This window comes from Luteibacter sp. CQ10 (genome assembly GCF_040900725.1).
Classification (GTDB): Bacteria; Pseudomonadota; Gammaproteobacteria; order Xanthomonadales; family Rhodanobacteraceae; genus Luteibacter.
In genome coordinates this window covers 1,893,573-1,916,675 of record NZ_JAEUYM010000001.1, presented here as the reverse complement: position 1 = coordinate 1,916,675, position 23,103 = coordinate 1,893,573, and the positions used below count along the sequence as shown (strand labels likewise).

Sequence of the window (23,103 nt, the reverse complement as noted above, 5' to 3'; positions counted from 1 at the left end):
AGCGAAGATGAGCAAGAAGACGAGTTACAAGGTGGCCATGGTGGGCGCGACCGGCGCGGTCGGCGAAACCCTCCTGTCGATACTCGCCGAACGGGACTTCCCCGTGAGCGAACTGATTCCCCTGGCGAGCGAGCGCTCGGCGGGCGGTACGGTCGATTTCGCCGGAAAACCTTGCGTCGTCAAAGACCTCGCCACCTTCGACTTCGACGGCGTGGACATCGCCTTCTTCTCCGCCGGCGGCTCGGTGAGCCGCGAGCACGCCCCGCGCGCGGCCGCGGCCGGCGCGGTGGTGATCGACAACACCTCCGAATACCGCTACCAGGACGACATCCCGCTGGTGGTGTCCGAGGTGAATCCGCACGCCATCGCCGACTACACGGTGCGCGGCATCATCGCCAATCCCAACTGCTCCACGATGCAGATGCTGGTGGCGCTGGCGCCGATCCATCGCGAGGCCGGCATTGAGCGGATCAACGTGGCCACCTACCAGTCGGTGTCCGGCGCGGGCCGCAGCGGCCTGGAGGAACTGGGCAAGCAGACGGCCCAGATGCTCAACTTCCAGGAGGTCGAGGTCGAAAAGTTCCCGAAGCAGATCGCGTTCAACGTGATCCCGCACATCGACGAATTCCAGGCCAACGGCTACACCAAGGAAGAAATGAAGATGGTCTGGGAGACCCGGAAGATCCTGGAAGACCCATCCATCCAGGTGAATCCCACCGCCGTCCGTGTGCCGGTGTTCTACGGCCATGCCGAGGCGGTGCACATCGAAACGCGCGACAAGATCACCGCCGAACGCGCCCGCGAACTCCTCGAGCAGGCCGAGGGCGTGGTGGTGATGGACGAGCGCAAGGCCGGCGGCTATCCGACGCCGGTCGGCGACGCGGCGGGCAAGGATCCGGTCTTCGTCGGCCGCATCCGCGAGGACATCTCGCACGATCGCGGCCTCGATCTCTGGGTGGTGGCCGACAACATCCGCAAGGGTGCCGCGCTCAACGCCGTGCAGATCGCCGAAATCCTCATCCGGGATCACCTCTGATGAACCGCCGCGCCGCGCTCGCCGGGTTCCTGCTGTGCTCCATCGCCCTCCCGGCGCTGGCCGCGCAGGCGACCAGGGCGAAAGCGGCGCACGCGGAACCGGCCCGGGCCACCCGCGCAAGGCTCGACGCCTCGCGCGGGCAGGTCGCCGCCGAAGGTGCCCAGGTGGAAAAGCTCAAGGCGCGGGTCAATGCGCTGGAAGCGGATTCCCACGCGGCCAGCCAGTCGCTGGACGAGCGGGACCGTAAGATCGCCGAGCTCCAGCGCCAGCTGGAAGCCCGGCAAAAACCGTAACGAACCCGCCGGATGCCATCGGCGGTGCATACAGGGGGCACTCGCGGGCCCGCGGGCAACTTGAGGATGGCCTCAACGTTGTCTCGTAAATGCCCGTCGGCGCTATTGTTAGTTGTTGCTGGGGTGCACTACAGTGGCGCCTTCGCGGCCATCCGCCCACAGAAGGCGAGCCGCCGGCACGGGTATATGTTCGGGGGAAGCGATCAATGAACCGCACACTCAAGCTGTCCATCATGCTGGCGCTGGCCGCGGGCGGCGGCCATGCCATGGCCCAGAACCTCGGTCCTGCCCAGGTGCGGTCCACCATCGACCAGCCGCTACTGGCCGAGATCCCCATCACCGGGGTAACGGGTGGCGCGGGCGATATCCACGTGACGCTGGCCTCGGCCGAAGCCTTTTCCCGCGCGGGGCTCAATCGCGACGGGCTTCCGGTGGCGCTGAGCTTCGCCGTAGCCAAGGGCGCCTCCGGCCAGCCGGTGGTGCGCGTCACCAGCAGCGAGCCGATCCGCGATACCTATCTCGACTTCCTCGTCGAAGTGAGCGCCGGCGGTAACAAGGTCGTGCGCGAAGTCACCATGCTGCTCGATCCGCCGGGCAGCACGCCGTCCGCGCCCGGTGCGAACGTGGCTGCCGGTCCTCGTCCGTCGCGTACCTCCGAGGTGCCGGCCAGGGTGTCCCAGGCAACGCAGCCGTCGCGGGCCGAAAGCACCGCTCCGGCCGCTCCGGTGGCCGCGCCGTCCCGAGCCGAGGCGCCCGCGCCGCGCACGCACGCGGCGCCACGCGCCCAGGCTACGTCTTCCGCGTCAGCGAGTCAGGTCGGCCCGGTGAAGCGCGGCGAAACGCTTTCGGCCATTGCCCGCGACCACGCGGATGGCGCCGACATCAACCAGATGCTCGTGGCGTTGCAGAAAGCCAATCCCGACGCCTTCTATCGCGACAACATCAACGCGCTGAAGACCGGCGCCGTGCTGCGCATCCCCTCCGCCGACGACGTGAAGGCCCAGTCCGCCGCCGCGGCGCTGACCGAGGTGCGTCGCCAGAACGAGGCCTGGCGCTCGGGTACCGCCCGTTCGCCGGCCGTGGTGGCCGATGCCGCCTCCACCGGTGCCGCGCAGGGCAAGGCCAGGCCGTCCGCTGGCGACGACCGGCTCGCTCTCGTTCCGGCGAAGGAGGGCGGCGAGGCCGCCTCCACCCGCGCCGGTTCGAAGAACGGCACCGGCGATGCCCAGGTGGCCGGACTCAAGCAGGAACTCGCCACCTCCCAGGAATCCGTGGCCTCGCTGCGCCAGCAGGGCGAAGAGCTCAAGTCGCGCGTGGCCGACCTGGAGGCGATCAAGACCAAGAACGAGCGGCTGATCAGCCTGAAGGACAGCGAGATCGCCGAACTCCAGCGCAAGCTGGCCGAGGCGGGCAAGGCGCCCGTGGCCGCGGCGGCTCCCGCCAGCGCGCCGGCTCCCGCCGCCCCTGCCGCGTCGGCTTCTGCCCCTGCGCCGGTGGCCGCGGCCAGTGCGCCGGCCGCACCGAAGGCGGCCTCCACCGCCGGCGAGCCCACCGCGGCGACCGTGACCACCACGCCGCTGAAAGCGCCCGCCGCCGTCCCGCCGCAGGCCGTCAAACCGCGTCCCGCGCCCGCGCCGATCGAAGAAGAGACCCCGTGGTTCATGCAGCCGTGGGCATGGGGCGCCGGTGGCGTCGTCGTGCTGCTGCTCCTGCTCGCGTTGTTCGCCCGTCGCAAGAAGACGGTGGCCGCTCCCGCGGCCGCGCCGCTGGCGACGCCATCATTGGCCGACCGCTTCGGCGACGAGCCGCGCTTCGACGGATTCGACGGCATCGATCCGGACCAGCGCGAGATCCTCGACGCGCTGGCCGAACATCCCGATGACATCGGCCTGCATCTGGAACTGGTGAGCTTGTACTACGGCCGGGGCGACGTCGATCATTTCGAAGCCGCCGCCGAGGCGATGTACGCCCACATCTCCGATCCGGACCAGCCGGAATGGCGCGACGTGGTGGCGATGGGCCAGGAGCTCGCGCCCACGCATCCGCTGTTCGGCGGCGTGCCGGGCGACACGGACGACGACGAGTACGCGTCCGATACCTACACGGCATCGACGCCCCATGACGCGCACGAAGCCGCCGCGCTCGAAGAATTCGACCTGGGTCATTACGTGACCAGCCCCGAAGACGACGAACGCGTCGCGCCCGCGCCGCAGAAGCACAGCGAATACCACTTCAACTTCGACCTCACGCCGGTGCAGCGCGCGGAAGCGGAAACCCGCCCGAATGCGCCGGACGTGTTCGACGTCGACGCGCCGGCATCGCCTTACGTCGAGCCGCACGAAACCCACGCCCCCGCTTTCGGTGACGTGCTGGCCGAAGAGACGACGCTGCCGGAAGAACGCCAGACCTGGTCGTTCGACGACGTGCCGGAGACGCCGGTGCATCCGATCCGGGCGGAATCGCATCGGGACGTGCCGACTTTCGATGAGCCGCCGCGATTCGACGAACCGCACTTCCCCGACGAAGAGCCCGTCACGCTCGACGCCTCGCCCGAGGGCTTCAGCGACGATCCGGTCGACACCAAGCTCGATCTGGCCCGCGCCTACCTCGACATGGGCGACGCCGAAGGCGCGCGCCTGATGCTGGAGGAAGTGATGGCCGAGGGCTCGCAGATGCAGAAGGACACCGCGAAGCGGATCCTCGACGACATCGCCTGATCGCACGGCGCCGACCGTTCACCTCGGGCGTATCGGCGCCGACGCCGTGTCCAAAGGAGTGATGCAGCCCATCCCCGCCAGGGTCGCCTCCACGGCGTCCTTCAGCGGGGTATGCGGCTCGTCGCCGAGCACGGCACGCAGGTGCCGGTTGTCCAGGCGCAGGGGCTCGCTCCAGAGGTAGCGCATCTCCCGGAGTTCGCGAAGCGTCGGCACGACGGGGGCCAGCAGTCGGGTCAGCCACCAGGGAAACGCGGAGATCGTGGGGTTCTGTCCGTGTCGTCGAGCCACGTCGCGGATGGCCTCGGCCAATGCCGTTCCGTCGGCGTCCCAGTGGCCGTCCATGTGGAAGCGGGCGAACGGCTCCAGCCCGTCGCGCTGTTCGAGCAGGGCGCACATCGTACGGGCGACGTCGGGAAGGTAGGCCCACTGATGACCGACGCCGGCGTCGTTGGGTACGCGGATGTGCCTTATCGGTTTGCCGGGTTGGACCAGGCCTTGGGAAAACCAGCTGTTGGCCGCCCGCGGTCCGAAGAAGTCCCCGGCACGAACCACGATCGCTCTCGCGCCCCGCAGGGTCGCGTCGTGCAGGCGCTGCTCCAGTTGAACCCTTATGCGGCCCTTGCGGGTCAGCGGGTTCTGCGGCGCCTCCTCGGCGATCGACGGAAATGCGTCGGGCCCGTAGTTGTAGACCGTCCCCGGCAACACGATCGTGGCCCGCTCGGCGATCGCGGCGGCGATGGTGTTATCCACCATCGGCAGCACGCGCTCGGCCCAGTGGCGGTAGCCGGGCGGGTTGACCGCATGCACGATCACCTGGCAACCCCGGGCCGCCTGCCGGACGTGGTCCGGGTTCATCGCATCGCCGCCCGACCATTCGATGCCCTCGCGTCGTTCGGGCACGTCCATGCCGCGCTTGAGCGCCTTGACGCGCCATCCGGCATCCCGCAATTGGCGTGCGACTTCGCCGCCGATGCCGCCACTGGCGCCCAGCACCAGCACCTGCTTTTCCGAACCGTTCGTCATGGCGCTATATCTCTGACAGGAGGACGTCGCCCATCGTCCTCGCCCTGCGGATGCGCTGGAATTGCCATCGACCTATACCGGCTATACATTTTCGTATGGGCGAGCACATCGGCTGGGAACACTACCGCACCCTTTTATCCGTCCTGACGGAAGGGTCGCTGTCAGGCGCCGCCCGGGTGCTGGGCATGACCCAGCCCACCATCGGCCGACATATCTCGGCACTGGAAGCCGCCTTCGGGCAGACGCTGTTCACGCGAGGCCCGTCGGGGCTGGTACCCACCGATATCGCGCGCGCGCTCCGGGGGCATGCCGAAGCCATGCGCAGTACGGCCGCCGCCCTGGAACGGGAGGCCTTCAGCCAGGGGCAGGGCGTCCATGGCACCGTCCGCATCTCGGCCAGCGAAGTGATCGGCGTGGAAGTGTTGCCGCGGGCCTTGGCCGGATTACGCCGCGACTACCCGGCGCTGAAGATCGAACTGGTGGCGACCAATCGCGTACAGGACCTGCTGCAGCGCGAGGTCGACATCGCGATCCGGATGACCCCACCGCAACAGCAGGCGCTGGTCGCGAGGCGGGTGGGTACGGTCAAGCTGGGATTGTTCGCCCATGCCGATTACCTCGCGCGGCACGGCACGCCCGAAACGCTCGATGGCCTGATGGCGCATGCGCTGATCGGCTTCGATGACGAAACCCCGTTCATTCGCGCCGCCAGGGCCCGGTTTCCCCGGTGGGATCGGGAGTCGTTCTCGCTACGCAGCGACAGCGACGTGGCGCAGCTCGCCATGATCCGCGCCGGTTGCGGCATCGGCATCTGCCAGGTGGCGCTGGCCCGGCGTGATCCGGGCATGGTGCGGATACTGGCCGACGACTTCGTGTTTCCGCTGGACACCTGGGTCACGATGCATGGTGACCTGGTCGGCAGCCGGCGTTGCCGGATCGTGTTCGATGCCATGGTGGCCTGCCTGGCGGCTCATATCGATCTCGCCCCGTAAGCGTCCGCAAACGACGCGGCTCCCACGTTCGTGGGAGCCGCGAGGTGATCAACTGTCGTCACGCCACCTTCTGAACCATATCGCCGCGGCGATCATCGCCACACCGGCCAGGACACCCAGGTAGAGCGCGGGGCTGGCGAGCGCGCTGTAGTGGTAGGTCAGATCGAACTTCTCCAGCGCCGAGGCGGGATTGTCGCCGTCGAAGTGGACGAGCTTGGAGGTTTCGGTCATCCAGCCTCCCGGGGTCAGCCCGCCGAGCAGGCGTCCCACCACGTGGCGCCAGTACAGGCTGGTGAACCCGCCGTTGCCCATCATCAGGCCCCACCATCCCACGAGCACGCCGCTGCCGACGGGAAGGGCGATGGCCCAGAGGAACGGCTTGCTGCGGGCCCAGGCGGAGCAGAGCATCAGCCAGCCGACGGTGGGCAGTGCCCAGAGCGCATAGAGCGGGATGAGCAGCACCAGGTTGATCATGACCTTGATCGGATGCGCCTGCATCAGCAGCGGCCACAGCGAGAAACCGTGGAAGGTGGCGACGCCGGCGAACATGATCGTCAGGGCCAGGCCCGCCACCACGCCCACCACCACGGCCACGGCCGGGGCGACGATCACGGCGCTGGCGAGCTTCGACAGCACGGTGGAGGTATCCGACAGCGGCAGCGACTTCCAGAACAGGATGCTGCGATCGCGCCGGTCGTCGTACAGCGAGCCCAGGCTGTAGAAGAACACCACGATGGCGGTGACGATCATCACCATCATCGTCACGCCGTAGAGCAGCCCGTCGATGACGGCGCCGGCCTGGGCCAGGTTCTCGCTGTTGTAGGCCATCGAGAAATTGGTGTGGAAGTCCCCGCCGCCGTAATGGCCCTCGCCGAAGGCGATGAGCATGGCGTTAAGCAGGAAGCAGATGATGCCGGCCACGATGGGCGCGGTGATGAAGCCGCCCTTGTGCTCCCAGAACTCGCGCTTGACCAGCCAGTAGAAGGTTTTCATGCGTAGGTGCCCTTCATGGTGGCGACGAAGAGGTCGCCGATCGATGGGCGTCGGACCTCGCCCAGGCGTTCCAGCTCGGGCCGGCTGACGTTGTCGAAGAGGAAGATGCTCTTGCCGAACACCTGGCGCTCGTCCAGCGGTTTGAGCTGCCGGGCGGCCGCGGCGAATTCGGCGCTGACCAGCACTTCGCTGAAGCGCTCGCCCACGGTGTCCATGTCGGCGTCGAGCACGATCTTTCCGTCGCGGATGAACATGAGGTCGGTGAGGATGTGTTCGATTTCCTCCACCTGGTGGGTGGTGACCAGGATGGTCTTCTCCTCGTCGAAGTAGTCCTCCAGCAGGCTCTGGTAGAACTGCTTGCGATAGAGGATGTCCAGGCCCAGGGTCGGTTCGTCCAGCACGAGCAGTTTCGCGTCGATGGACATCACCAGCGCGAGGTGCAGCTGCACGATCATGCCCTTGGAGAGCTGGCGCACCTTCTGCTTCGGCTGCAGCTTGGTGCGGGCCAGGAAGGCCTCGCACTTGGCGCGGTCGAAACGCGGGTGGGTGTGCGCCACGAAGTCGACGGCGTCGCCCACCTTCATCCAGCGGGGCAGCACGGCCACGTCGGCGATGAAGCACACCTGTTCCATCAGCTTGTCGCGATCCTTGCGCGGATCCAGGCCGAGCACCTCGAGCTGCCCGTCGAAGGTGGTGAGGCCGAGGATGGCCTTCAGCGCGGTGGTCTTGCCGGCACCATTGGGGCCGATCAGGCCCACGATGCGGCCCGAGCCGATCTGGAAGGTGGCACCATCGAGCGCGGCTTGCGACTTGTAGCGCTTGGTGAGGCCATTGGCGGTGACGACCGCGGTCATGACGGATCCTCTGTGGGGCCATCGGCCTCACGTAACAGGGTTTTCAGATCGAGGCCCATGCGCTGGAGGCGGGCGTACAGTGCCGGCCATTCTTCGCGCAGGAAGCGCTCCCTTTCACTCTTGAGCAGCGCTTCGCGCGCTCCATCGATCACGAACATGCCAAGACCCCTCCGTTTCTCAACCAGTTGTTCGTCGACCAGCTCCTGGTACGCCTTGGAGACGGTGAGCGGGTTGATCTGAAAATCACCCGCTACCTGGCGCACCGACGGCAGCGGGTCGCCTTCGTTCAAGGCGCCGTCCAGGATCATGGCCACGACGCGTTCGCGTAGCTGGCGATAGATCGGGACGCTGTCGTTCCAGGTGATGGACATGTAGTTCAATCCTTCGCCGATTGGCGCAATGCGGAGCCAAACGAATAGTAGGGCATGCTCAGCTGTGCGCCGATAAGTGCGGCGGCACGGTCTTCGGCGCTGCGCCGGAGGGCGTCCGCGGCCGAATCGAGTACCTGTTGGCCGGTCGGCATGGCCTGCCGCACCTCGGCGTCGGTCGGCTTCACCACGACGGCGGGGAGGTCGACGACACGCGTGCCGTTGATGTAGTGCGGCGCGGCCGAGAGTGCGGCGGCACGGTCATCGAAGGAGCGCAGGGCGAACACGCTGGTGCCGGCGATCAGGAAGGATGCGGTCAGGGCGATGAGGTTCGGCGCTTTCATGGGGTTTCGACTCCGATGACGTGCTGGGGCAGCGGGTTACAGGGAAGCGACGGTGTCCGTGGCGTCGGCGTAGACGACGATCGGGGCGAGGTCGGTGACGTGCGTGCCGTTGATGACGGTCAGCGGCGGGGCCTTGGTGGAGGTGCTGCTGAAGACGCCCAAGGTGGCGATGGCGATGGCGAACGAGGCGGCGACGGCGATGTAGTTGACGTTTTTCATGGTGCTCTCTCCTCTAGTGCTCTGGGTGAGTGGTGTTGTAGTGAACTATAACACCAGATTTTTAGTCGTCAACCGGAATTTCGTGAAATTCCATATGACTTATGGCCTATGCCAGGGCGGGCTGCCGGGGTGTGCTGGTGGGGTAGCGGGCCGGGCAGTCATGGGATGCGCGGGTTTCACGGAAGGTTTAGAAGCCGTAGCGACGTTTGGCGAAAACCGGATGTTCCGCGCTAGGCTCCTGCGTGCGCAGGAGCGACGGGACTGGGTGTTGCCGCTGTCGTTTCTGCGTGCGAGTAAGAGCGGCGGACCTGGGGTCCTGCGCCGGCTTTCCTACGCACGCAGGAATCCAGCGCCTCTTTTCCCGGCGGGCGATGGCGCTTCAGACGGGCCTGGGTCTTGCTGCTGTCGTTTCTGCGTGTGATACGAGCGGCGGACCTGGGGTCATGCGCCGTCATTCCTGCGCACGCAGGAATCCAGCGCCTCGTTTCCCGGCGGGCGATGGCGTTTCATCGGCAAAAAAAAACCGACCCGGGGGTCGGTTTTTTTTTGGATCCGCATCGATCGAAACTTACAACTCCGCCCGGAACTCCACGCCGATGATCCGCGGATCGTTGACGAACGCCGTACGGTTGTTGAAGTCGATGCCGCCGGTGATCACCTGCTTATTGGTGATGTTGCGGCCGTACAGCGCGATCTCGCGCTTGCCGAAGTCCCAGTTGTAACCGACGCGGATGCCGCCTTCGAGGAACGGCTTGCTGCGGAACTCCGCCGAGTCGTACAGGAAGAAGTTCACCTCGCTGCGGTAGTTCCAGTCGGTGTAGACGAAGAACTCGCCGCTTTCGCCGTACGGGATGCCGTAGCGCGCGGTCCAGGTGCCGATCCACTTCGGCGCGTTGGGCAGCGCGTTGCCGTCGATGAGGGCGTTGCCGGTGGCGTTGAGCGGGTCGAGCACCGTGCAGCCGCCGCCGCAGGGAGCCACGGCGAGGTTGGGATCCTTCAGCTCGGTGTGGTTGTAGCTGCCGCCGGCGGTCATGTAGAACTGCGGGGTCAGGTAGGCCTCGAGGTCGAACTCGGCGCCGTAGCCCTCGGTCTTCTTCGCGTTGATCAGCTGCGTGACGTTGGTGGCGCCGCCCACCGCCGTCAGCTGCTGGTTGTGCATGTTGTACTTGTAGACGTCGGCGTTGAAACGGATCTTGTTGTCGTCGGACGTCGACTTGAAGCCCACTTCGTACGAGGTGATCGTCTCCGGCTTGGCCGTGGAGATCGAGTTGGCGAAGTTGATGCGGCCCTGCACGCTGGGGGCGCGGAAGCCGTTGGCCACGCGGGCGTAGACGTTGGCACGATCGGACAGCTGCCAGGTGGCGGTCAGGTCGCCGCTCCAGCGCGAGTCGGTGGGATCGGACGTGAGCGGGCCCACGGGGCCGGTGAAGCCAAGGAATCGCTCTGCCTTGAAGTCGCGCTTGTCGTGCGACCAGCGCGCGCCGGCGCGCACGTCGAAGGTGTCGGTGAAGTTGTAGTCGGCCGAACCGAACACCGCCCAGGCCTTGGTGCGCTGGCTCTGGTCCACCCAGCCGTTGAGCGCGTGGTTGTTGAGCGTGTCGTACGAGAAATTCGCGATGGCGATGTCCTCGTCGAAGTAGTACGTGCCCACCTGCCACTTCAGGCGCTCCGAGCTGTCGTTGGACAGGCGGAATTCCTGGGTGATCTGGCGATCCTTCGGTAGCGCGTCGGCCGTCTCGGAATAGAACGGGGTGACGAAGCGGTTGCCCAGGCCGGGCGTGGCCGGGGTACCGGAGGCGTCGTAGCCGCCGTCGACGTCGCCGAGGCTGTACGTGGTGGCGCGCTCCAGGCCCGTGATCGAGGCGAAGTTGAGGTCGCCGAAGTGCCAGTTCAGGTGCAGGTTGCTGCCCCAGGTGAACAGGTGCTGGTGGTTGCGGCCGTCCTGGGCGACCTTGTCGCGCTGGAAGTCGGCCACGAACTGGTCGCTGCCCGGGGTGATGGCATTGGCGCGGTTGACCATCGCGCTGCCGTCGAGCCAGCGCGCGTGCACGTTGATCAGTGCGTCGAAATCGTCCGAGGCCTTGTAGAGGGCCTGCAGGCGCACGGCGCGATCGTTGTAGCCGCCGAGGTCATCCTTCTTGCCGGTGTATTCGTTGTCGATCCAGCCGTCGCGATGCTGCGCGATGGTGGACACGCGGCCGGCCCAGTTGCCGCCGAGCTTGCCGCCGAGCGCCGCCTCGGCGTTGGCGGTGCCGTACGAGCCGTACGACACGCGGGCGTAGCCCTCGGTTTCCTGCGTGGGCTTGCGCGATTCGAACTTGATCACGCCAGCGGGGGAGTTGCGGCCGAACAGCGTGCCCTGCGGGCCGCGAAGCACCTCGACCTGCTCCAGGTCGAAGAGCGGGAAGCCCTTGAGGATGGGGTTTTCCTGCACGATGTCGTCGTAGACCATCGACACGGGCTGCGAGGCGTTGAGGTCGAAGTCGCTGTTGCCGAGGCCGCGGATGTAAAAGCGCGGAAACTCACGACCGTAGGACGTTTCGGCGTAGACGCTCGGTGCGCGCGAGGCGAGCTGCAGCACGCCGTCGCCGGCCTGGCCGAAGGCTTCGAGTTTTTCGCTGGTGACCACCGTCATCGAGATGGGCACTTTCTGCAGGTCTTCGGTGCGCTTTTCGGCGGTGACGGTCACCGTCTGCAGCGTGGCGGTCTTGGTGGGCGCGTTCGACGGCTGCGCGCTGGACGAGGCGTCCTGGGCGATGGCCGTGCCACCGGCGAGAGCCGTGGCGATGGACAGGGCAATGACGAGACGTCGCGGCGTGCCGCGCGAACTTGCGAAGGACATGTTTTGGGTTCCGCCTGGGGTGGGAGAGGTGCCTCGCCATGCGTCGGAGCTGGCCCCTGGCGAGGGCGCGTCTGGCGCGCATTATCCCTGTGACACGGTGATGACGAAAGGGCTGCATGTTCGCCCCGGTCGACCCGCTCCTGTCACGAGAGCTGTCACGGAACTGCAATGAGGCCCCGATAACGTGCGGCTCCGTCGCAAGGATTTGCGCTGTTTAACACACGTAGCCTTCCTGATCGCCGACGTTTGAGTATTTTCTCAACCACCGTTCCCCGCGCCCCCGGAGCAGGTTTCGCATGAAGAGATTCCCCCTCACCGCCGCCTTCTGGACGATGTGCGGGACCGCCGCCGCGGAGGGGTCGCCGCAAGCGGCCATCGAGTTGTACGTGGATAGCGCCACCCGCCAGATCTACGCCGAGCCGGGTCCAGGCCGGCAGCGCCTTGGACGATTCGTGCAGGCCGTCGATGCGCCCGCCCCGGCCGCGGCGCCAGTGCCGGCGGAGCGGGCGGTGGCCGCTGCGGCACCGGCATCGTCGTCGAAGCACTGGTACGACCGCATCGGCATCCGTGGTTACGTGCAGATGCGTTACAACCAGGAGATCGGCGGTGAGGCAAAAGAACTCAAATCACCGGGCGATCGCTACATCGGCCGCGAGCAGGGTTTCGGTATCCGTCGTGCCCGCGTGGTCATCAGCGGCGACGTGACCGATCGCATGTCCATCTACATCCAGCCCGATCTGGCCAGCACGCCGTCGGGCTCGAGCACCGGCAACTTCGCCCAGTTGCGCGACGCCTACGCCGATCTGTGGCTCGACCCCGAGAAGACCTGGCGCATCCGCGCGGGCCAGTCGAAGATCCCCTTCGGGTGGGAAGACCTGCAATCGAGCCAGAATCGCCTGGCGCTCGACCGCGCAGATGCGCTGAATTCCGCCGTGCGCGACGAACGCGACCTCGGCGTATTCCTCTACTGGTCGCCGAAGGAAGCGAAGGAACGCTTCGCTTATCTGCAGAAATCGGGGCTGAAGGGTTCGGGCGATTACGGCATGTTCGGCGTCGGCGTATACAACGGGCAGGGGGCGAACCGCCCGGATCGCAACGACCGGCTGCATACGGTGGTGCACTTCTCTTATCCGTTCAAGTTCGCGAACGGGCAGTACCTCGAAGTGGGTGCCGATGCGTACGCCGGGCGTTACAAGGTATCCACGGCGTCGGCCACCATCGACGGGCGCACGTTTACGCCGACGGTGAACGCGTCCGACGCCGGGTCGACGGATCGGCGCATCGCCGCGCACGTGGTGTATTACCCGCAACCGTTCGGTTTCCAGGCGGAATGGACGGTGGGCGAGGGGCCGCAGCTGGACGTGGCGCGTCGCACGATCCGTACCCGTTCGCTGCGCGGCGGTTATGCGCAGTTGATGTACAGATTCGAAGGCGTGAATGGTGTCTTCATTCCGTACGCGAAGTGGCAGACGTATCGTGGCGCGGCCAAGTTCGATACGAACGCGCCGAAGATGTCGGTGGATGAGCTGGAAGCGGGTGTGGAGTGGCAGCCGTCGAACGCCGTCGAACTGGCGGTGGCGTTCGCCAACATGCGGCGTACCGACGTGAGTGCGGCGCCTTATCGTCGTATCGACGGCAAGCTGTTGCGGGTGCAGTTGCAGGTCAATTACTAGATTCGAACGGAGTCCTTCTCGCTCCGACTCAAGGCGCTGGGTTCCTGCGTATGCAGGAACGACGAGTCGCAAGGTCTGTCGTTGCGCACGAGAAAACCTTGCGTCGTTCCTGCGCACGCAGGAACCCGGCGCCTTGCGTACGGTTGTCGCGAGACGTCACTTCGGTTTTTTCTTCCCACCGGCCAACGACTTCTCCCGCACCGCCTTGAACTCGCTCCCGTCCTTCCAGACCGGCCAGTCATCGCCGTCCGCCAGCTTCTCGCCCAGCTTGTAGTACGCCGTGACGTTCTGCATCACACCGGTGAAATCCCAGCGCAGGTCGAAGACGTCGGTGACCTGGTGGTAGCGGTTCTTCACGTAGTCGGCGGCCGCCGCCTCGCCGGCAGCCTTGCCGCCGTCGACCATGTCCACGCCGCCGCCCGCCGCGAGCGCCGGCACGCCGGCCTTGGCGAAGTTGAAGTGATCGGAGCGGAAGTAGTGGCCTTTCTCGGGCGTGGTATCCCCGCTGATCGTGCGCCCGTCCTCCTTGAGGACGTCGGCCAGCCTGTCTTCCAGGTCGTTCTGGCCCATGCCGGTGACTTCCATATCCTTCGTGGGCTTGGTGATGGGCAGGGCGTCCATGTTGATGTCGGCGACCGTCTTCGCCAGCGGGAAGGGTGGGTGCGCCACGTAATACTGCGAGCCGAGCAGGCCGGATTCCTCCATCGTCACGGCGGCGAACACCACCGAGCGCTTCGGCTTGTCCTGGGCGAACTTGCCGGCGATCTCCAGCATGGCGGCGATGCCGGTGCCGTTGTCGACCGCGCCGTTGTAGATCTGGTGGCCCTTCAGCGATGGGTCGCGGCCGAGGTGATCCCAGTGGGCGGTGTAGATCACGGCTTCGTCGGGCTTTTCGCTGCCCTTGACCATGCCGATGACGTTGTTGCTCAGCGAATGGCTGATGTTGCTGTGCAGGACGATGTTGGCCTTGGCATCCAGCGGCACGGCCTTGAACCCGCGCACGCCGGCCTGTTTTTCCAGGTCGTCGAAATTCTTGCCGGCCTTGGCGAACAGGCGTTGGGCCGCCTCGTGGGTGAGCCACCCGGCCACCGGCACGCGGGGTGAGGGATCTTCGCTGGCCGGGAGGTCGAGTCGGGGCGTGGCCCAGCCACTCTGCACCACGTTCCAGCCGTAGGCGGCCGGTTCGGTCTGGTGCACGATGAACACGGCGGCAGCCCCCTGGCGCGCGGCCTCTTCGTACTTGTAGGTCCAGCGGCCGTAGTAGGTCATCTCTCGACCCTTGAACAGCGACGGATCGTTGCCGTTCCAGCCTGGGTCGTTCACCAGCACGATCAGCGTCTTGCCTTTCACGTCGATGCCGTCGAAGTCGTTCCACTGGGCTTCGGGCGCATCGACGCCGTAGCCCGCGAAGACGATGTCGGAATCCTTGAGCTCCACGACGGCCTTCGCCTGGAGGGTGCCTACGACCATGTCCTTGCCGAAGGCGAAGGACTCGGTGCCGCCGCCTTCGGCGACATCCAGCTTGAGGGTGTCCTGGCCGGTCAATTCGGTGGATACCGCGGGTACCGTCTGCACCCACTCGCCTTTGTTACCCGGCTCAAGACCCATTCGCTTGAACTGCTCGATGAGATAGTTCGTAGTGAGGCGCTCGCCCAGGGTGCCCGGTTTGCGGCCCTCGTATTCGTCGGACGAGATCACCCGCAGGTGTGCCGCGAAATCGGCGGCCGTGATGTCGGGCGTGAAGGTGTGCTGCTCGTTCGCCACGGCCGGCAGGGGCGGCGGCGGGGCGGTGGAGGGCCTGGCCGGGGCAGCGGCAGGGGCCTGGGCGTTCTTGTCTTCGTCGTGGGATTGGCAGGCCGCCAGGGCAAGGGCGGCGAGGCAGGCGAGGGCGAGGCGTCGCATCGGCGGGACATTCCCTTCGTAGGATCGGTCTTCGAGTGTAGCCGCAGCCGCGGGCGGCCGGGGCCATGGCATATCGATCCAAAGGTGCCTGCGGCGTCATGCCGAAACGGCCTGGCCGCAGGGCACGCTTTTTTCTGCAAATTGCGAATTTTCTCGATCCAATAATCGAAATGACGGTCTGGCCACTTAGGGCTCTTTTCGAAAGGAAATATCCGATACCGTGACCCAGGCGGCAATTCACAAACGAGGGGCCCGTCATTCGCACTCACTGCGCGAATTCGGCATATTCACAAAGTGCTGGCATTTCCTCGCATACACCGTTAGTTATACGCATCGGACGGTATCGGCCAAAATGGATATCATCCGGGTTTGGAGTATTCGGATTGCGTGCAGGCAGGCCTGCTGGGGATGGGGGTTATATGGGAAGTTGGGGCGTTCGGTTCTGGATTGGCAGCGTTAGGGGCGTTGCCGCGGTTGATGGCCGTGAGGCTCATTACATCGCGCAAGACAGGCAGGTATTCGAATCCATCCATTCGGAGGTTCGCGCATGAGCCGTCCATTCGACGTGCCCGGTCTGGAAGACTACGATCTGGTCACCCTCGGCGCTGCTCTGGGCGTCTGTGAAGTCGATCTTCTGACCTTGAGTCCGGCGCGCCCGCGAGCCGCGATTTCCACCAAGACGCACGATGGCGTCACTTACCTCAGCGCGCATATCGACTTCGACGTGCGTGGGTCGCTTACCGTTCCGGACGACGCCTGCATGCTGGTCTATCTGCATGAAGCGGGTGAGCGCAGCTGGTGCCAGGGCGTGAGCGTGGAATCGGACATGGCGGTCACCCTGCTCAGGGGCACGCCGACGGATTTCATGTTCGAACGGGGCACGCGCTTCACCCTGGTGATCGCGCCTTATGCGAGGTTCCGCGCACGCTTCATGGCGTCCGATCACGCCGACGTGGACATGGCGGCGCAGCGCCTTCGCCTGTTCTCGGTCCATTCGGAACACCTCAAGCGCGCCTACCGGCAGATCCGCGATCGCGTGAAGGAACCCGACGAGGTGGTGTTCGGCCCGGTCGAAGACCTGCTCGACGAGCACATTCGCGTCGCGTTGGCTTCGTCGTCCGAAGAGCGGCCGGTGGCGTCGCGGGGTCGTCGTGCGCATTACCAGGTGATGCGCCGTGCCGAGCGCTTCATGCGCGCCAACCTGCGCCGCGACATCTACTCGCTGGAACTCTGCCAGGCGGCGGGGGCGAGCGAGCGTGGGCTGCGTTACGCATTCGACGACTTGCTGGGCATTCCACCCAACCGCTACCTCGCCATGTTGCGCCTGTGCACGGCGCATCGCAGCCTGATTACCGCGGAAGCCGGTCGCCGCTCGGTCAAGTCGGTGGCGCTGAGTTGCGGCATGTGGGATCTCTCCCGTTTCGCTGAGAAATATCGGAGCGTTTTCGGCGAGCAACCACGCGAGACGCTGACGCGTAGCGTGGCGGCGGAAGACCTCACGACCGCCGGCGAATACGACGGCTGGTAACGGGGGCAGCACGCGTAGCGTGCCGTTCGAAGCTCCGCCGTGGTCCGCCGTGGTCATTGCCGCGGCGGGCAGGGTCAACTTCGGGTTGCCTTTATGCGGGCATGGCGGTATTGGTAAGGCCGGTCCGATTCCAGCCCCCTCATGCCAAAGCGTCTCGATATACGGCTCGTCGCTCCCTCCGGATACGCAGAAGATCGCTCTGCCTGCCAGCGCGGCATCGAGCGCCTGCAGGCGGCGGGCCATACGATTTCCGGTGTCGACGTGATCGATCGCGTCCATTTGCGTTTTGCCGGTCGGGATGAGGAACGGGCTTCGGATATCAACGCCCTCGCCGATCCGTCCCAGCCGCTGCCGGACGTGGTGATGGCCATCTGCGGAGGATACGGTGCCATTCCGCTGCTCGATCGGCTGGATTACGCCGGATTGGCGGCGCGCTTCTCGGGGGCGTCGTGCGAGTTCGTGGGGCACGGTGATTTCACGGTGATTCAGTGCGCGCTTTACGCCCGGGCCGGTATCGGTTCGTTGCATGGCCCGATGCTGGTACAGGACTTCGGCAGCAACTTCCTGCGGGAAAGTACCTGGCGGCACTTCTGGCAAACGCTGCAGGCGCCGCGCATCGAGATGGGCTGGGCGTGCCTTGAGCCGCAGCAAGACCTCCGGGTGGAAGGCACCCTATGGGGCGGTAACCTCTCCGCCTTGTGCAGCCTGCTCGGTACGCCTTACCTGCCTCGCATCGACGGCGGCATCCTCTACATCGAGGAGACCGGCGAGCAGGCCTACAAGATCGAGCGCATGCTCTACGAATTGAAGCTCGGCGGCGCGCTCGAAGGCCAGCGCGCGATATTGCTGGGAGGCCTGGGCGGGCAACGGGTCAGCGAGTACGACAACGATTACGACATCGAAAGCGCTCTCGATCGCTTTCGCCGCGTGTGCGACGTACCGATGTTGCGCGGCGCTTTGTTCGGCCATGGGCCCGATAAGTGGACCTTGCCGTTCGGCGCACGTGGGTTGCTCCAGGTGAGGAACACCGGGAAAGAAAGACCCGAAGCCACGCTGTCGGCCTTCGCTCACCGGACCGTGACGGCAAACGAGGGCTCGCAGCAGGGCACCGCTTTCTAAGCGTTGTCGACGTCGCTGGTCGCTTGGCAGGCGAACGTCTCGACGCCGGCCCAAAAGAAAACCCGGCGCCGTGAGGCGCCGGGTTTTTTCGTCATGGCGGGATGATTACATGCCCGACGTGGACGACTTCGCCGGCTCGCTGCTGCTGCCCGACGAGGTCTTCTTGGCCTTGTGATGGGCCTTCTTGTGCGTGGACGTCATCGAACCGTTTTCGTTGCCCATCTTCGAGTCGCTGGTGTGGGTCTGCGAGCCGGCGGTGGAGGCGGGGGTCGGGGTGGCGTTCTGCGAGGCGTCCTGCGCGAACGCGGCGCCGCTGAGGACGGTGCAACCGGCCAGCATCGCGAGAATCAGTTTCGTGTTACGCATGGCGAAGATCTCCTTGGAGCGAAGCGCCTGGGGTACGTGGCGATGCTCGGCGCATTGGCATCGCGTTACCGGAAAATCCGGGAGGGGTTCGGGTGCTGACGCTATCGCTTTTCGCATGAACCGAATACGCATGCGGTACGCATTTCGCCATGTCCGTTCAGGGGAAATTCGCCCGGGTGGCGCCGCGCAACGATCCTTTAATGAAAATCGCGAGAAACCGAGGCCAGGGCCGGAAGCAGATCGCTGAAGTCCAGCAGGCGAACGGCGACCAGGTGGTTCACGCCGTCGACCGATTGCCAGCGGCCATCCACGGCCAACAGCACCGCATCCAGCAAGGCGTGGCGGCATGCTTCGGCCACTTTCGGCCGCACCACCACGTTGACGTGGCCGGTTTCGTCCTCCAGCGTGACGAAGGTGATGCCGCTGGCCGTCTGCGGTCGCTGGCGTACCGTGACCAGCCCGGCGTGGCGCACCCAGGTTCCGTCGCGCATGCCGCCGAGATGGGTCGCGGTCCTGACGCGCCGCGATAGCAAGTTCTTGCGAATGAGCGAGAGCGGATGCGCGGTAAGGGAAAGGCCGTGCGTGGCGTAGTCGGCCATCACGTCGTCGGCGAGACGGGGCGGCCGCAGGCTGGGGCGCCGCTCATCCACCGTGCCGAACAAGGGCAGGGTGCGCTCGATGCCGGAGCTCTCCCATCGGGCGCGGTGACGGTGGCCGCTGAGCGCGCGCAAGGCGCCGGCATCGGCGAGACGCTCGCGCTCGAAGCGATTCATGTCGGCCCGCGCGGCGAGGTCCGCGAGGTCGTGCAAGGGCGCCCGCTCGCGCGCGGCGACGATGCGCGAGGCCAGCTTTTCCGACAGTCCGGACACCAGACGAAGGCCGAGGCGCAATGCGTGGCGCCCGTTCGCGGCCGGTTCCAGCGTGCAATTCCAATGGCTGGCCAGGACGTCGGGCGGCCGCACCTCGCCGCCGTGCTGGCGCAGGTCGGCCACCAGTTGCGCGGGCGCGTAGAAGCCCATCGGTTGGCTGTTGAGCAGGGCGCAGGTGAACACTTCAGGATGATGGCGCTTGAGCCAGGCGGAAGCGTAGGCGATGAGTGCGAAGCCGGCGGCGTGGGATTCGGGGAAGCCGTAGCTGCCGAAGCCTTTGATCTGGTCGAGGATCTGCTGGATGAACTCCTGCGAATATCCGTTGCCGGTCATTTTCTCGCGGATATCCGGTTCAAATTTTTCCAGTCCTCCACGACGTTTCCATGCGGCCATCGAGCGGCGGAGCTCGTCTGCCTTGTCCGCAGTGAAATCAGCCACTTTTTGCAGTAGCGCCATGACCTGTTCCTGGAAAATCGGCACGCCGAGCGTGCGTCCCAGGACCGATTCCACGTCTCTCTCGTAAACGATATCCTTCGGGTCCATGCGGCGGCGCTCCAGGTAGGGATGCACCATGCCGCCTTGGATGGGGCCCGGGCGAACGATGGCGACCTGCACGACGAGGTCGTAGTACCTCGCAGGTTTTAGCCTGGGGAGCATCGACATCTGGGCGCGCGATTCGATCTGGAAGACGCCGACGGTGTCGGCTTTCTGGATCATCGCGTAGGTTGCCCCGTCGTCGTGTTCGATATCGGCGATACCGCGGTAGTCTTTTCCATCGTGCTTTCGCAACAGATCGAAAGCCTTGCGCATGCACGTGAGCATGCCCAAGGCGAGGCAGTCGACCTTGAGCAGCTTCATGGTTTCGAGATCGTCCTTGTCCCATTGAATGACCGTGCGGTCGTCCATGGAGGCGTTCTCCACGGGTACGAGGTGATGCAGGGGCGTGTCGGAAATGACGAAGCCGCCCACGTGCTGGGAAAGGTGGCGTGGCATGCCTTGCAGCTCGTACACCATCCACTTGAGCAGGCGGATGGTCGGATTCGAAGGATCGAAACCGCGCTCGGCCAGCCGCTGGTCGATCGAGACGTCGCCATGGGCGTACGAATAGGCACGACTGAGCTGGTCGAGCTGGTCCTCGGACAGGCCCAGCGCGCGGCCCACGTCACGCGCCGCGCTCTTCGGGCGATAGCTGATGACGGTCGCCGCCAGGGCCGCGCGCTCGCGCCCGTATTTTTCGAATACGTATTGAAGGACTTCTTCCCGCCGCTCGTGCTCGAAGTCGACGTCGATGTCCGGTGGTTCTTCGCGCTGGGCGGAGATGAATCGCTCGAACAGGGTGGATACCTGTTCCGGGTTCGCCTCGGTGATACCCAGGCAAAAGCAGACGATGGAGTTGGCCGCCGAGCCGCGGCCCTGGCAGAGGATGTTCTTGTGCCGGGCGAAGCGAACGATGTCTTCGACGGTGAGAAAGAAGGCTTCGTAGTCTTTTCGGGCGATGAGGCTCAGTTCCTTCTCGATACGCTCGACGTAGCCGGCCCGCTTGACGGGATCCGGCCAGCGTCGTTCTGCGCCTTCGTAGGTAAGGCGCCGCAAGTGTTCGGCCTGGGTCGATCCGGCTGGAACGAGTTCGCGAGGATAGACGTAGTTGATCTTCCGGATGTCGAAGCCGGTGCAGCGGTCGGCGACGACGAGCGTTTCCTCGAGCAGGTCGCGCGGGTAGATGTGGGCGAGCGCGTTGCGCGTGCGAAGGTGTCTTTCCCCATTGGGAAACAGGGCATGGCCGGCGTCGGCGACCGTGGTATTGAGCCGGATGGCGGTCATGACGTCCTGCAGGCAGCGGCGATACCGTGCATGCATGTGCACGTCGCCGGCGGCGACGCACGGTAATCCATGGCGTTCGCCGAGCTCGCGCAACGCGATGCGCTCGGCCTTGTCATGTTGTCCCCGGTGCAGTTCGACGGCCAGCCACGACCTCCCGGGGAAATGGGTCGCGATCCAGTCGGCCCGGTCCTCGTGCACGGAGGCCTTGGTGGCCATGTAAGGCCCGGGAGCCCAAAGCAGGCACAGGCCGTCGGCCAGCGAAGCGACATCGTCGCGGCAAAGGGTGTAGCTGCCTTTCGGCGCGCGGCGGCGGCCCAGCGTGATGAGCCGGCAGAGTTCGGCATAGCCTTGCTGGTTTTCCACCAGCAGCACGATCACCGTGCCGTCGTCGAGACGGAATTCGCTACCGACGATCAACGGAATACCCGTGTCCCGGGACGCTTCCAGGCCACGCACGATGCCGGAGAGGGAGCATTCGTCGGTGATGGCCAGGGCGGTGTAGCCGAGTTCCTGTGCGCGAGTGAAAAGCTCGCGCGCGCTGGATGCCCCTCGCTGGAAGCTGAAGTCGCTGAGTACGTGCAGTTCCGCGTAGGCCGGGAGGGCGGCGTCGGCGTCATTGGCCGCATCGAGCGGGAGCGTGATGTTCATCGGGCTTGCCATGCACGGGCTATCGCCGCTGACGCGGCGTCGGCCAGGCACCGCATGGCATCGGTCGGCAACCTCATGGGATCACCGTCAGGCGAACCAGCCGTGCAGCATCCAGCTTTGTGCCTCGGGCGACCGATAGGCCCAGGCGCGTTGTCCTTGCGGGGTGCGCACGATGTAGTAATCGCGGCGTATGTCGTCCTCGTCCCACCAGCCGCTTTCGATGCGTTCGGGACCGCTCAGCAGCACGGCGGGTTCATGGCGCAGCGGTTCCGGGCGGCGCAGGAGCCACAACGGCCGTCGCTGGGGCGGCGGCGGGACCTTGGCCGTCGGCGTGCCATAGCGTGAGGCGCGCTCCGGCCGGTGGTCCGCCACCAGCTCGATCTGCTTCAGCGCCGCGTCGCCGAGCCGGGCGCGCAGGCGTTCGTCGAGCGTGGTCCAGTCGAGTCCGTCGCCCTTGATGGGCTCGAACAGGTCGCGCATCGGTGGGCGAAACACGGGCAACTCGTCGGCATGCAACTCGAGCGAGCGGGCCGGTTCAGGCAAGGTGGTTCGTTCGAGCCGCGTGCGAGCCAGTTCGAAAAGGCGCTCGGCTTCGCGCTGGGGCGCGGCCATGGCGACGACGATGCGTGTGCTTTCCCCGCGCGCATGTTCCAGCGTGAGCGTGAATCGCTGCACGCCACCGTCGCGTGCGGCGAGCTGGTTCGCCAGCGAGCGCGTCAGTCGGCGCAGGGGAAACAGCAAGGGCTGGCTGCCGTCGAGCTCGCCATCGAATTCGATCGTTTGCCGGAAGCTGGCCGGTGGTTGCCAGGCGGGCAGCGCCGTGGGCGCTTCACCGCGAAGGCGGTCGAGCCAGCCGACACCTTGCCTGCCGATGCGTCGGGTCAGTTCGGGGCGGGGCAGGTGGAAGACCTCCTCGAGCCGGCGAAATCCCATCGCCTGCAGTGATGTCACCGTGCTTGCGGGCAAGCCGCTCCGTGCGAGCGGCAAGGCACCGAGCATGCGCCGCACGCCGTCGACGTCCGGCAATGCCATGCCGTCGGCGCTGGCGGCGAAGACCCATGACGCCGCCGGAAAGGGCGTGGCGGCGATCGTATGCGCATGCCCCTGCTCGGACAGCCCGTGTTTCAGTTGGGCGATGAGCTTGGGCCAGCCGTCGAACAGGCGCAGGCTCGCGCCGACTTCCATGAGGATGGCCTGGGACGGTACGAGACTGACATGGCCGCTGAACTGGTAACACCAGGCGGCCAGTTCGGCCAGCAGACCGGCTTCGGCATCACGATCGCGTGGCCGCACCGCAAGCGAAGGGCATAGAGCCCGGGCAGCGGCCAGGCTTTGGCCGCGCCGTACGCCTTGTGCCGCAGCCTCGGCATTGGGCAGGGCAATCAGGCGCTGGCGAGCCTGCTGATCGAGCAGGGCAGAGGGGCCTGCCTCCGGTGCCGCGGCGAAGGCGGCGGAGAACGCCAGGCCGGGGAAACGGAGGCAGGCCCAAAACATGA

At 65.9% G+C, this 23,103-nt stretch carries 18 protein-coding genes; 7 read left to right on the top strand and 11 right to left on the bottom strand.

All coding sequences use genetic code 11. From position 1 onward, the window contains the following. The first annotated feature begins 7 nt into the window (after positions 1-7). From JNG39_RS08500 to JNG39_RS08490, 3 genes are all read left to right on the top strand, one after another. A complete protein-coding gene (locus JNG39_RS08500) occupies positions 8-1,036 on the top strand; it encodes an aspartate-semialdehyde dehydrogenase (protein WP_368310708.1) in 1,029 nt (342 codons plus the stop codon). Then, positions 1,036-1,329 carry a hypothetical protein gene (locus tag JNG39_RS08495; protein ID WP_368310707.1) on the top strand — a complete coding sequence of 98 codons (294 nt, stop codon included), beginning with the start codon at positions 1,036-1,038 and terminating at the stop codon, positions 1,327-1,329. The genes JNG39_RS08500 and JNG39_RS08495 overlap by 1 nt, the downstream gene beginning before the upstream one ends. A 206-nt stretch (positions 1,330-1,535) precedes the next feature. Next, positions 1,536-4,046 (top strand): FimV/HubP family polar landmark protein, encoded by a 2,511-nt coding sequence (locus tag JNG39_RS08490; RefSeq protein WP_368310706.1) that lies wholly within the window; start codon positions 1,536-1,538, stop codon positions 4,044-4,046. Between the two features lie 18 nt (positions 4,047-4,064). Here JNG39_RS08490 and JNG39_RS08485 read toward each other — a convergent pair whose 3' ends face one another. After that, positions 4,065-5,069 carry an NAD-dependent epimerase/dehydratase family protein gene (locus JNG39_RS08485; protein ID WP_368310705.1) on the bottom strand — a complete coding sequence of 335 codons (1,005 nt, stop codon included), beginning with the start codon at positions 5,067-5,069 and terminating at the stop codon, positions 4,065-4,067. A gap of 95 nt (positions 5,070-5,164) precedes the next feature. Between JNG39_RS08485 and JNG39_RS08480 the strand changes: the two genes are divergently transcribed. Then, complete coding sequence (locus JNG39_RS08480) at positions 5,165-6,061, top strand: LysR family transcriptional regulator (protein ID WP_368310704.1); 897 nt, start codon at positions 5,165-5,167, stop codon at positions 6,059-6,061. Positions 6,062-6,109: 48 nt separating this feature from the next. Here the strand turns inward: JNG39_RS08480 and JNG39_RS08475 are convergent, their stop codons facing one another. The 6 genes from JNG39_RS08475 to JNG39_RS08450 form a co-directional block, all read right to left on the bottom strand. Continuing rightward, the gene (locus JNG39_RS08475; protein WP_368310703.1) at positions 6,110-7,054 is read right to left on the bottom strand and encodes an ABC-2 transporter permease; all 945 of its coding nucleotides are present in this window, start codon (positions 7,052-7,054) and stop codon (positions 6,110-6,112) included. Then, complete coding sequence (locus tag JNG39_RS08470; RefSeq protein ID WP_247367128.1) at positions 7,051-7,908, bottom strand: ABC transporter ATP-binding protein; 858 nt, start codon at positions 7,906-7,908, stop codon at positions 7,051-7,053. The genes JNG39_RS08475 and JNG39_RS08470 overlap by 4 nt, the downstream gene beginning before the upstream one ends. After that, positions 7,905-8,279, bottom strand: coding sequence for a GntR family transcriptional regulator (locus JNG39_RS08465; RefSeq protein ID WP_144909127.1), 375 nt, complete (start codon positions 8,277-8,279; stop codon positions 7,905-7,907). The genes JNG39_RS08470 and JNG39_RS08465 overlap by 4 nt, the downstream gene beginning before the upstream one ends. Before the next feature lie 5 nt (positions 8,280-8,284). Then, entirely contained in the window at positions 8,285-8,620 is a 336-nt protein-coding gene (locus JNG39_RS08460; RefSeq protein ID WP_368310702.1) for a hypothetical protein, read from the bottom strand. Positions 8,621-8,656: 36 nt separating this feature from the next. After that, a complete protein-coding gene (locus tag JNG39_RS08455; protein ID WP_368310701.1) occupies positions 8,657-8,839 on the bottom strand; it encodes a hypothetical protein in 183 nt (60 codons plus the stop codon). Between the two features lie 568 nt (positions 8,840-9,407). Continuing rightward, positions 9,408-11,681 (bottom strand): TonB-dependent receptor, encoded by a 2,274-nt coding sequence (locus JNG39_RS08450; protein WP_368310700.1) that lies wholly within the window; start codon positions 11,679-11,681, stop codon positions 9,408-9,410. A gap of 296 nt (positions 11,682-11,977) precedes the next feature. On the opposite strand from JNG39_RS08450, the gene JNG39_RS08445 reads away from it, so the two are divergent. After that, positions 11,978-13,354 carry a porin gene (locus tag JNG39_RS08445; protein WP_368310699.1) on the top strand — a complete coding sequence of 459 codons (1,377 nt, stop codon included), beginning with the start codon at positions 11,978-11,980 and terminating at the stop codon, positions 13,352-13,354. Between the two features lie 156 nt (positions 13,355-13,510). On the opposite strand, the gene JNG39_RS08440 is transcribed toward JNG39_RS08445, so the two are convergent. Beyond that, entirely contained in the window at positions 13,511-15,256 is a 1,746-nt protein-coding gene (locus JNG39_RS08440) for a M28 family metallopeptidase (RefSeq protein ID WP_368310698.1), read from the bottom strand. Positions 15,257-15,803: 547 nt separating this feature from the next. Between JNG39_RS08440 and JNG39_RS08435 the strand changes: the two genes are divergently transcribed. Together JNG39_RS08435 and JNG39_RS08430 are read left to right on the top strand one after the other, a co-directional pair. Then, positions 15,804-16,784 carry a helix-turn-helix domain-containing protein gene (locus tag JNG39_RS08435; RefSeq protein WP_368310697.1) on the top strand — a complete coding sequence of 327 codons (981 nt, stop codon included), beginning with the start codon at positions 15,804-15,806 and terminating at the stop codon, positions 16,782-16,784. 141 nt (positions 16,785-16,925) lie between these two features. After that, complete coding sequence (locus JNG39_RS08430; RefSeq protein ID WP_368310696.1) at positions 16,926-17,903, top strand: LD-carboxypeptidase; 978 nt, start codon at positions 16,926-16,928, stop codon at positions 17,901-17,903. Positions 17,904-18,008: 105 nt separating this feature from the next. On the opposite strand, the gene JNG39_RS08425 is transcribed toward JNG39_RS08430, so the two are convergent. The 3 genes from JNG39_RS08425 to JNG39_RS08415 form a co-directional block, all read right to left on the bottom strand. After that, on the bottom strand, positions 18,009-18,269 hold the full coding sequence (locus JNG39_RS08425; RefSeq protein ID WP_368310695.1) for a hypothetical protein: 261 nt from the start codon (positions 18,267-18,269) through the stop codon (positions 18,009-18,011). Positions 18,270-18,466: 197 nt separating this feature from the next. Then, positions 18,467-21,607, bottom strand: coding sequence for an error-prone DNA polymerase (locus tag JNG39_RS08420; protein ID WP_368310694.1), 3,141 nt, complete (start codon positions 21,605-21,607; stop codon positions 18,467-18,469). Between the two features lie 87 nt (positions 21,608-21,694). Then, positions 21,695-23,101 (bottom strand): DNA polymerase Y family protein, encoded by a 1,407-nt coding sequence (locus tag JNG39_RS08415; RefSeq protein ID WP_368310693.1) that lies wholly within the window; start codon positions 23,099-23,101, stop codon positions 21,695-21,697. Positions 23,102-23,103 lie beyond the last annotated feature (2 nt).

Excerpts from the sequence above, each read along its gene's own strand:
- JNG39_RS08500 (WP_368310708.1), top strand. The coding sequence starts at position 8 with ATGAGCAAGAAGACGAGTTACAAGGTGGCCATGGTGGGCGCGACCGGC.
- JNG39_RS08495 (WP_368310707.1), top strand. The coding sequence starts at position 1,036 with ATGAACCGCCGCGCCGCGCTCGCCGGGTTCCTGCTGTGCTCCATCGCC.
- JNG39_RS08490 (WP_368310706.1), top strand. The coding sequence starts at position 1,536 with ATGAACCGCACACTCAAGCTGTCCATCATGCTGGCGCTGGCCGCGGGC.
- JNG39_RS08485 (WP_368310705.1), bottom strand. The coding sequence starts at position 5,069 with ATGACGAACGGTTCGGAAAAGCAGGTGCTGGTGCTGGGCGCCAGTGGC.
- JNG39_RS08480 (WP_368310704.1), top strand. The coding sequence starts at position 5,165 with ATGGGCGAGCACATCGGCTGGGAACACTACCGCACCCTTTTATCCGTC.
- JNG39_RS08475 (WP_368310703.1), bottom strand. The coding sequence starts at position 7,054 with ATGAAAACCTTCTACTGGCTGGTCAAGCGCGAGTTCTGGGAGCACAAG.
- JNG39_RS08470 (WP_247367128.1), bottom strand. The coding sequence starts at position 7,908 with ATGACCGCGGTCGTCACCGCCAATGGCCTCACCAAGCGCTACAAGTCG.
- JNG39_RS08465 (WP_144909127.1), bottom strand. The coding sequence starts at position 8,279 with ATGTCCATCACCTGGAACGACAGCGTCCCGATCTATCGCCAGCTACGC.
- JNG39_RS08460 (WP_368310702.1), bottom strand. The coding sequence starts at position 8,620 with ATGAAAGCGCCGAACCTCATCGCCCTGACCGCATCCTTCCTGATCGCC.
- JNG39_RS08455 (WP_368310701.1), bottom strand. The coding sequence starts at position 8,839 with ATGAAAAACGTCAACTACATCGCCGTCGCCGCCTCGTTCGCCATCGCC.
- JNG39_RS08450 (WP_368310700.1), bottom strand. The coding sequence starts at position 11,681 with ATGTCCTTCGCAAGTTCGCGCGGCACGCCGCGACGTCTCGTCATTGCC.
- JNG39_RS08445 (WP_368310699.1), top strand. The coding sequence starts at position 11,978 with ATGAAGAGATTCCCCCTCACCGCCGCCTTCTGGACGATGTGCGGGACC.
- JNG39_RS08440 (WP_368310698.1), bottom strand. The coding sequence starts at position 15,256 with ATGCGACGCCTCGCCCTCGCCTGCCTCGCCGCCCTTGCCCTGGCGGCC.
- JNG39_RS08435 (WP_368310697.1), top strand. The coding sequence starts at position 15,804 with ATGAGCCGTCCATTCGACGTGCCCGGTCTGGAAGACTACGATCTGGTC.
- JNG39_RS08430 (WP_368310696.1), top strand. The coding sequence starts at position 16,926 with ATGCCAAAGCGTCTCGATATACGGCTCGTCGCTCCCTCCGGATACGCA.
- JNG39_RS08425 (WP_368310695.1), bottom strand. The coding sequence starts at position 18,269 with ATGCGTAACACGAAACTGATTCTCGCGATGCTGGCCGGTTGCACCGTC.
- JNG39_RS08420 (WP_368310694.1), bottom strand. The coding sequence starts at position 21,607 with ATGAACATCACGCTCCCGCTCGATGCGGCCAATGACGCCGACGCCGCC.
- JNG39_RS08415 (WP_368310693.1), bottom strand. The coding sequence starts at position 23,101 with ATGTTTTGGGCCTGCCTCCGTTTCCCCGGCCTGGCGTTCTCCGCCGCC.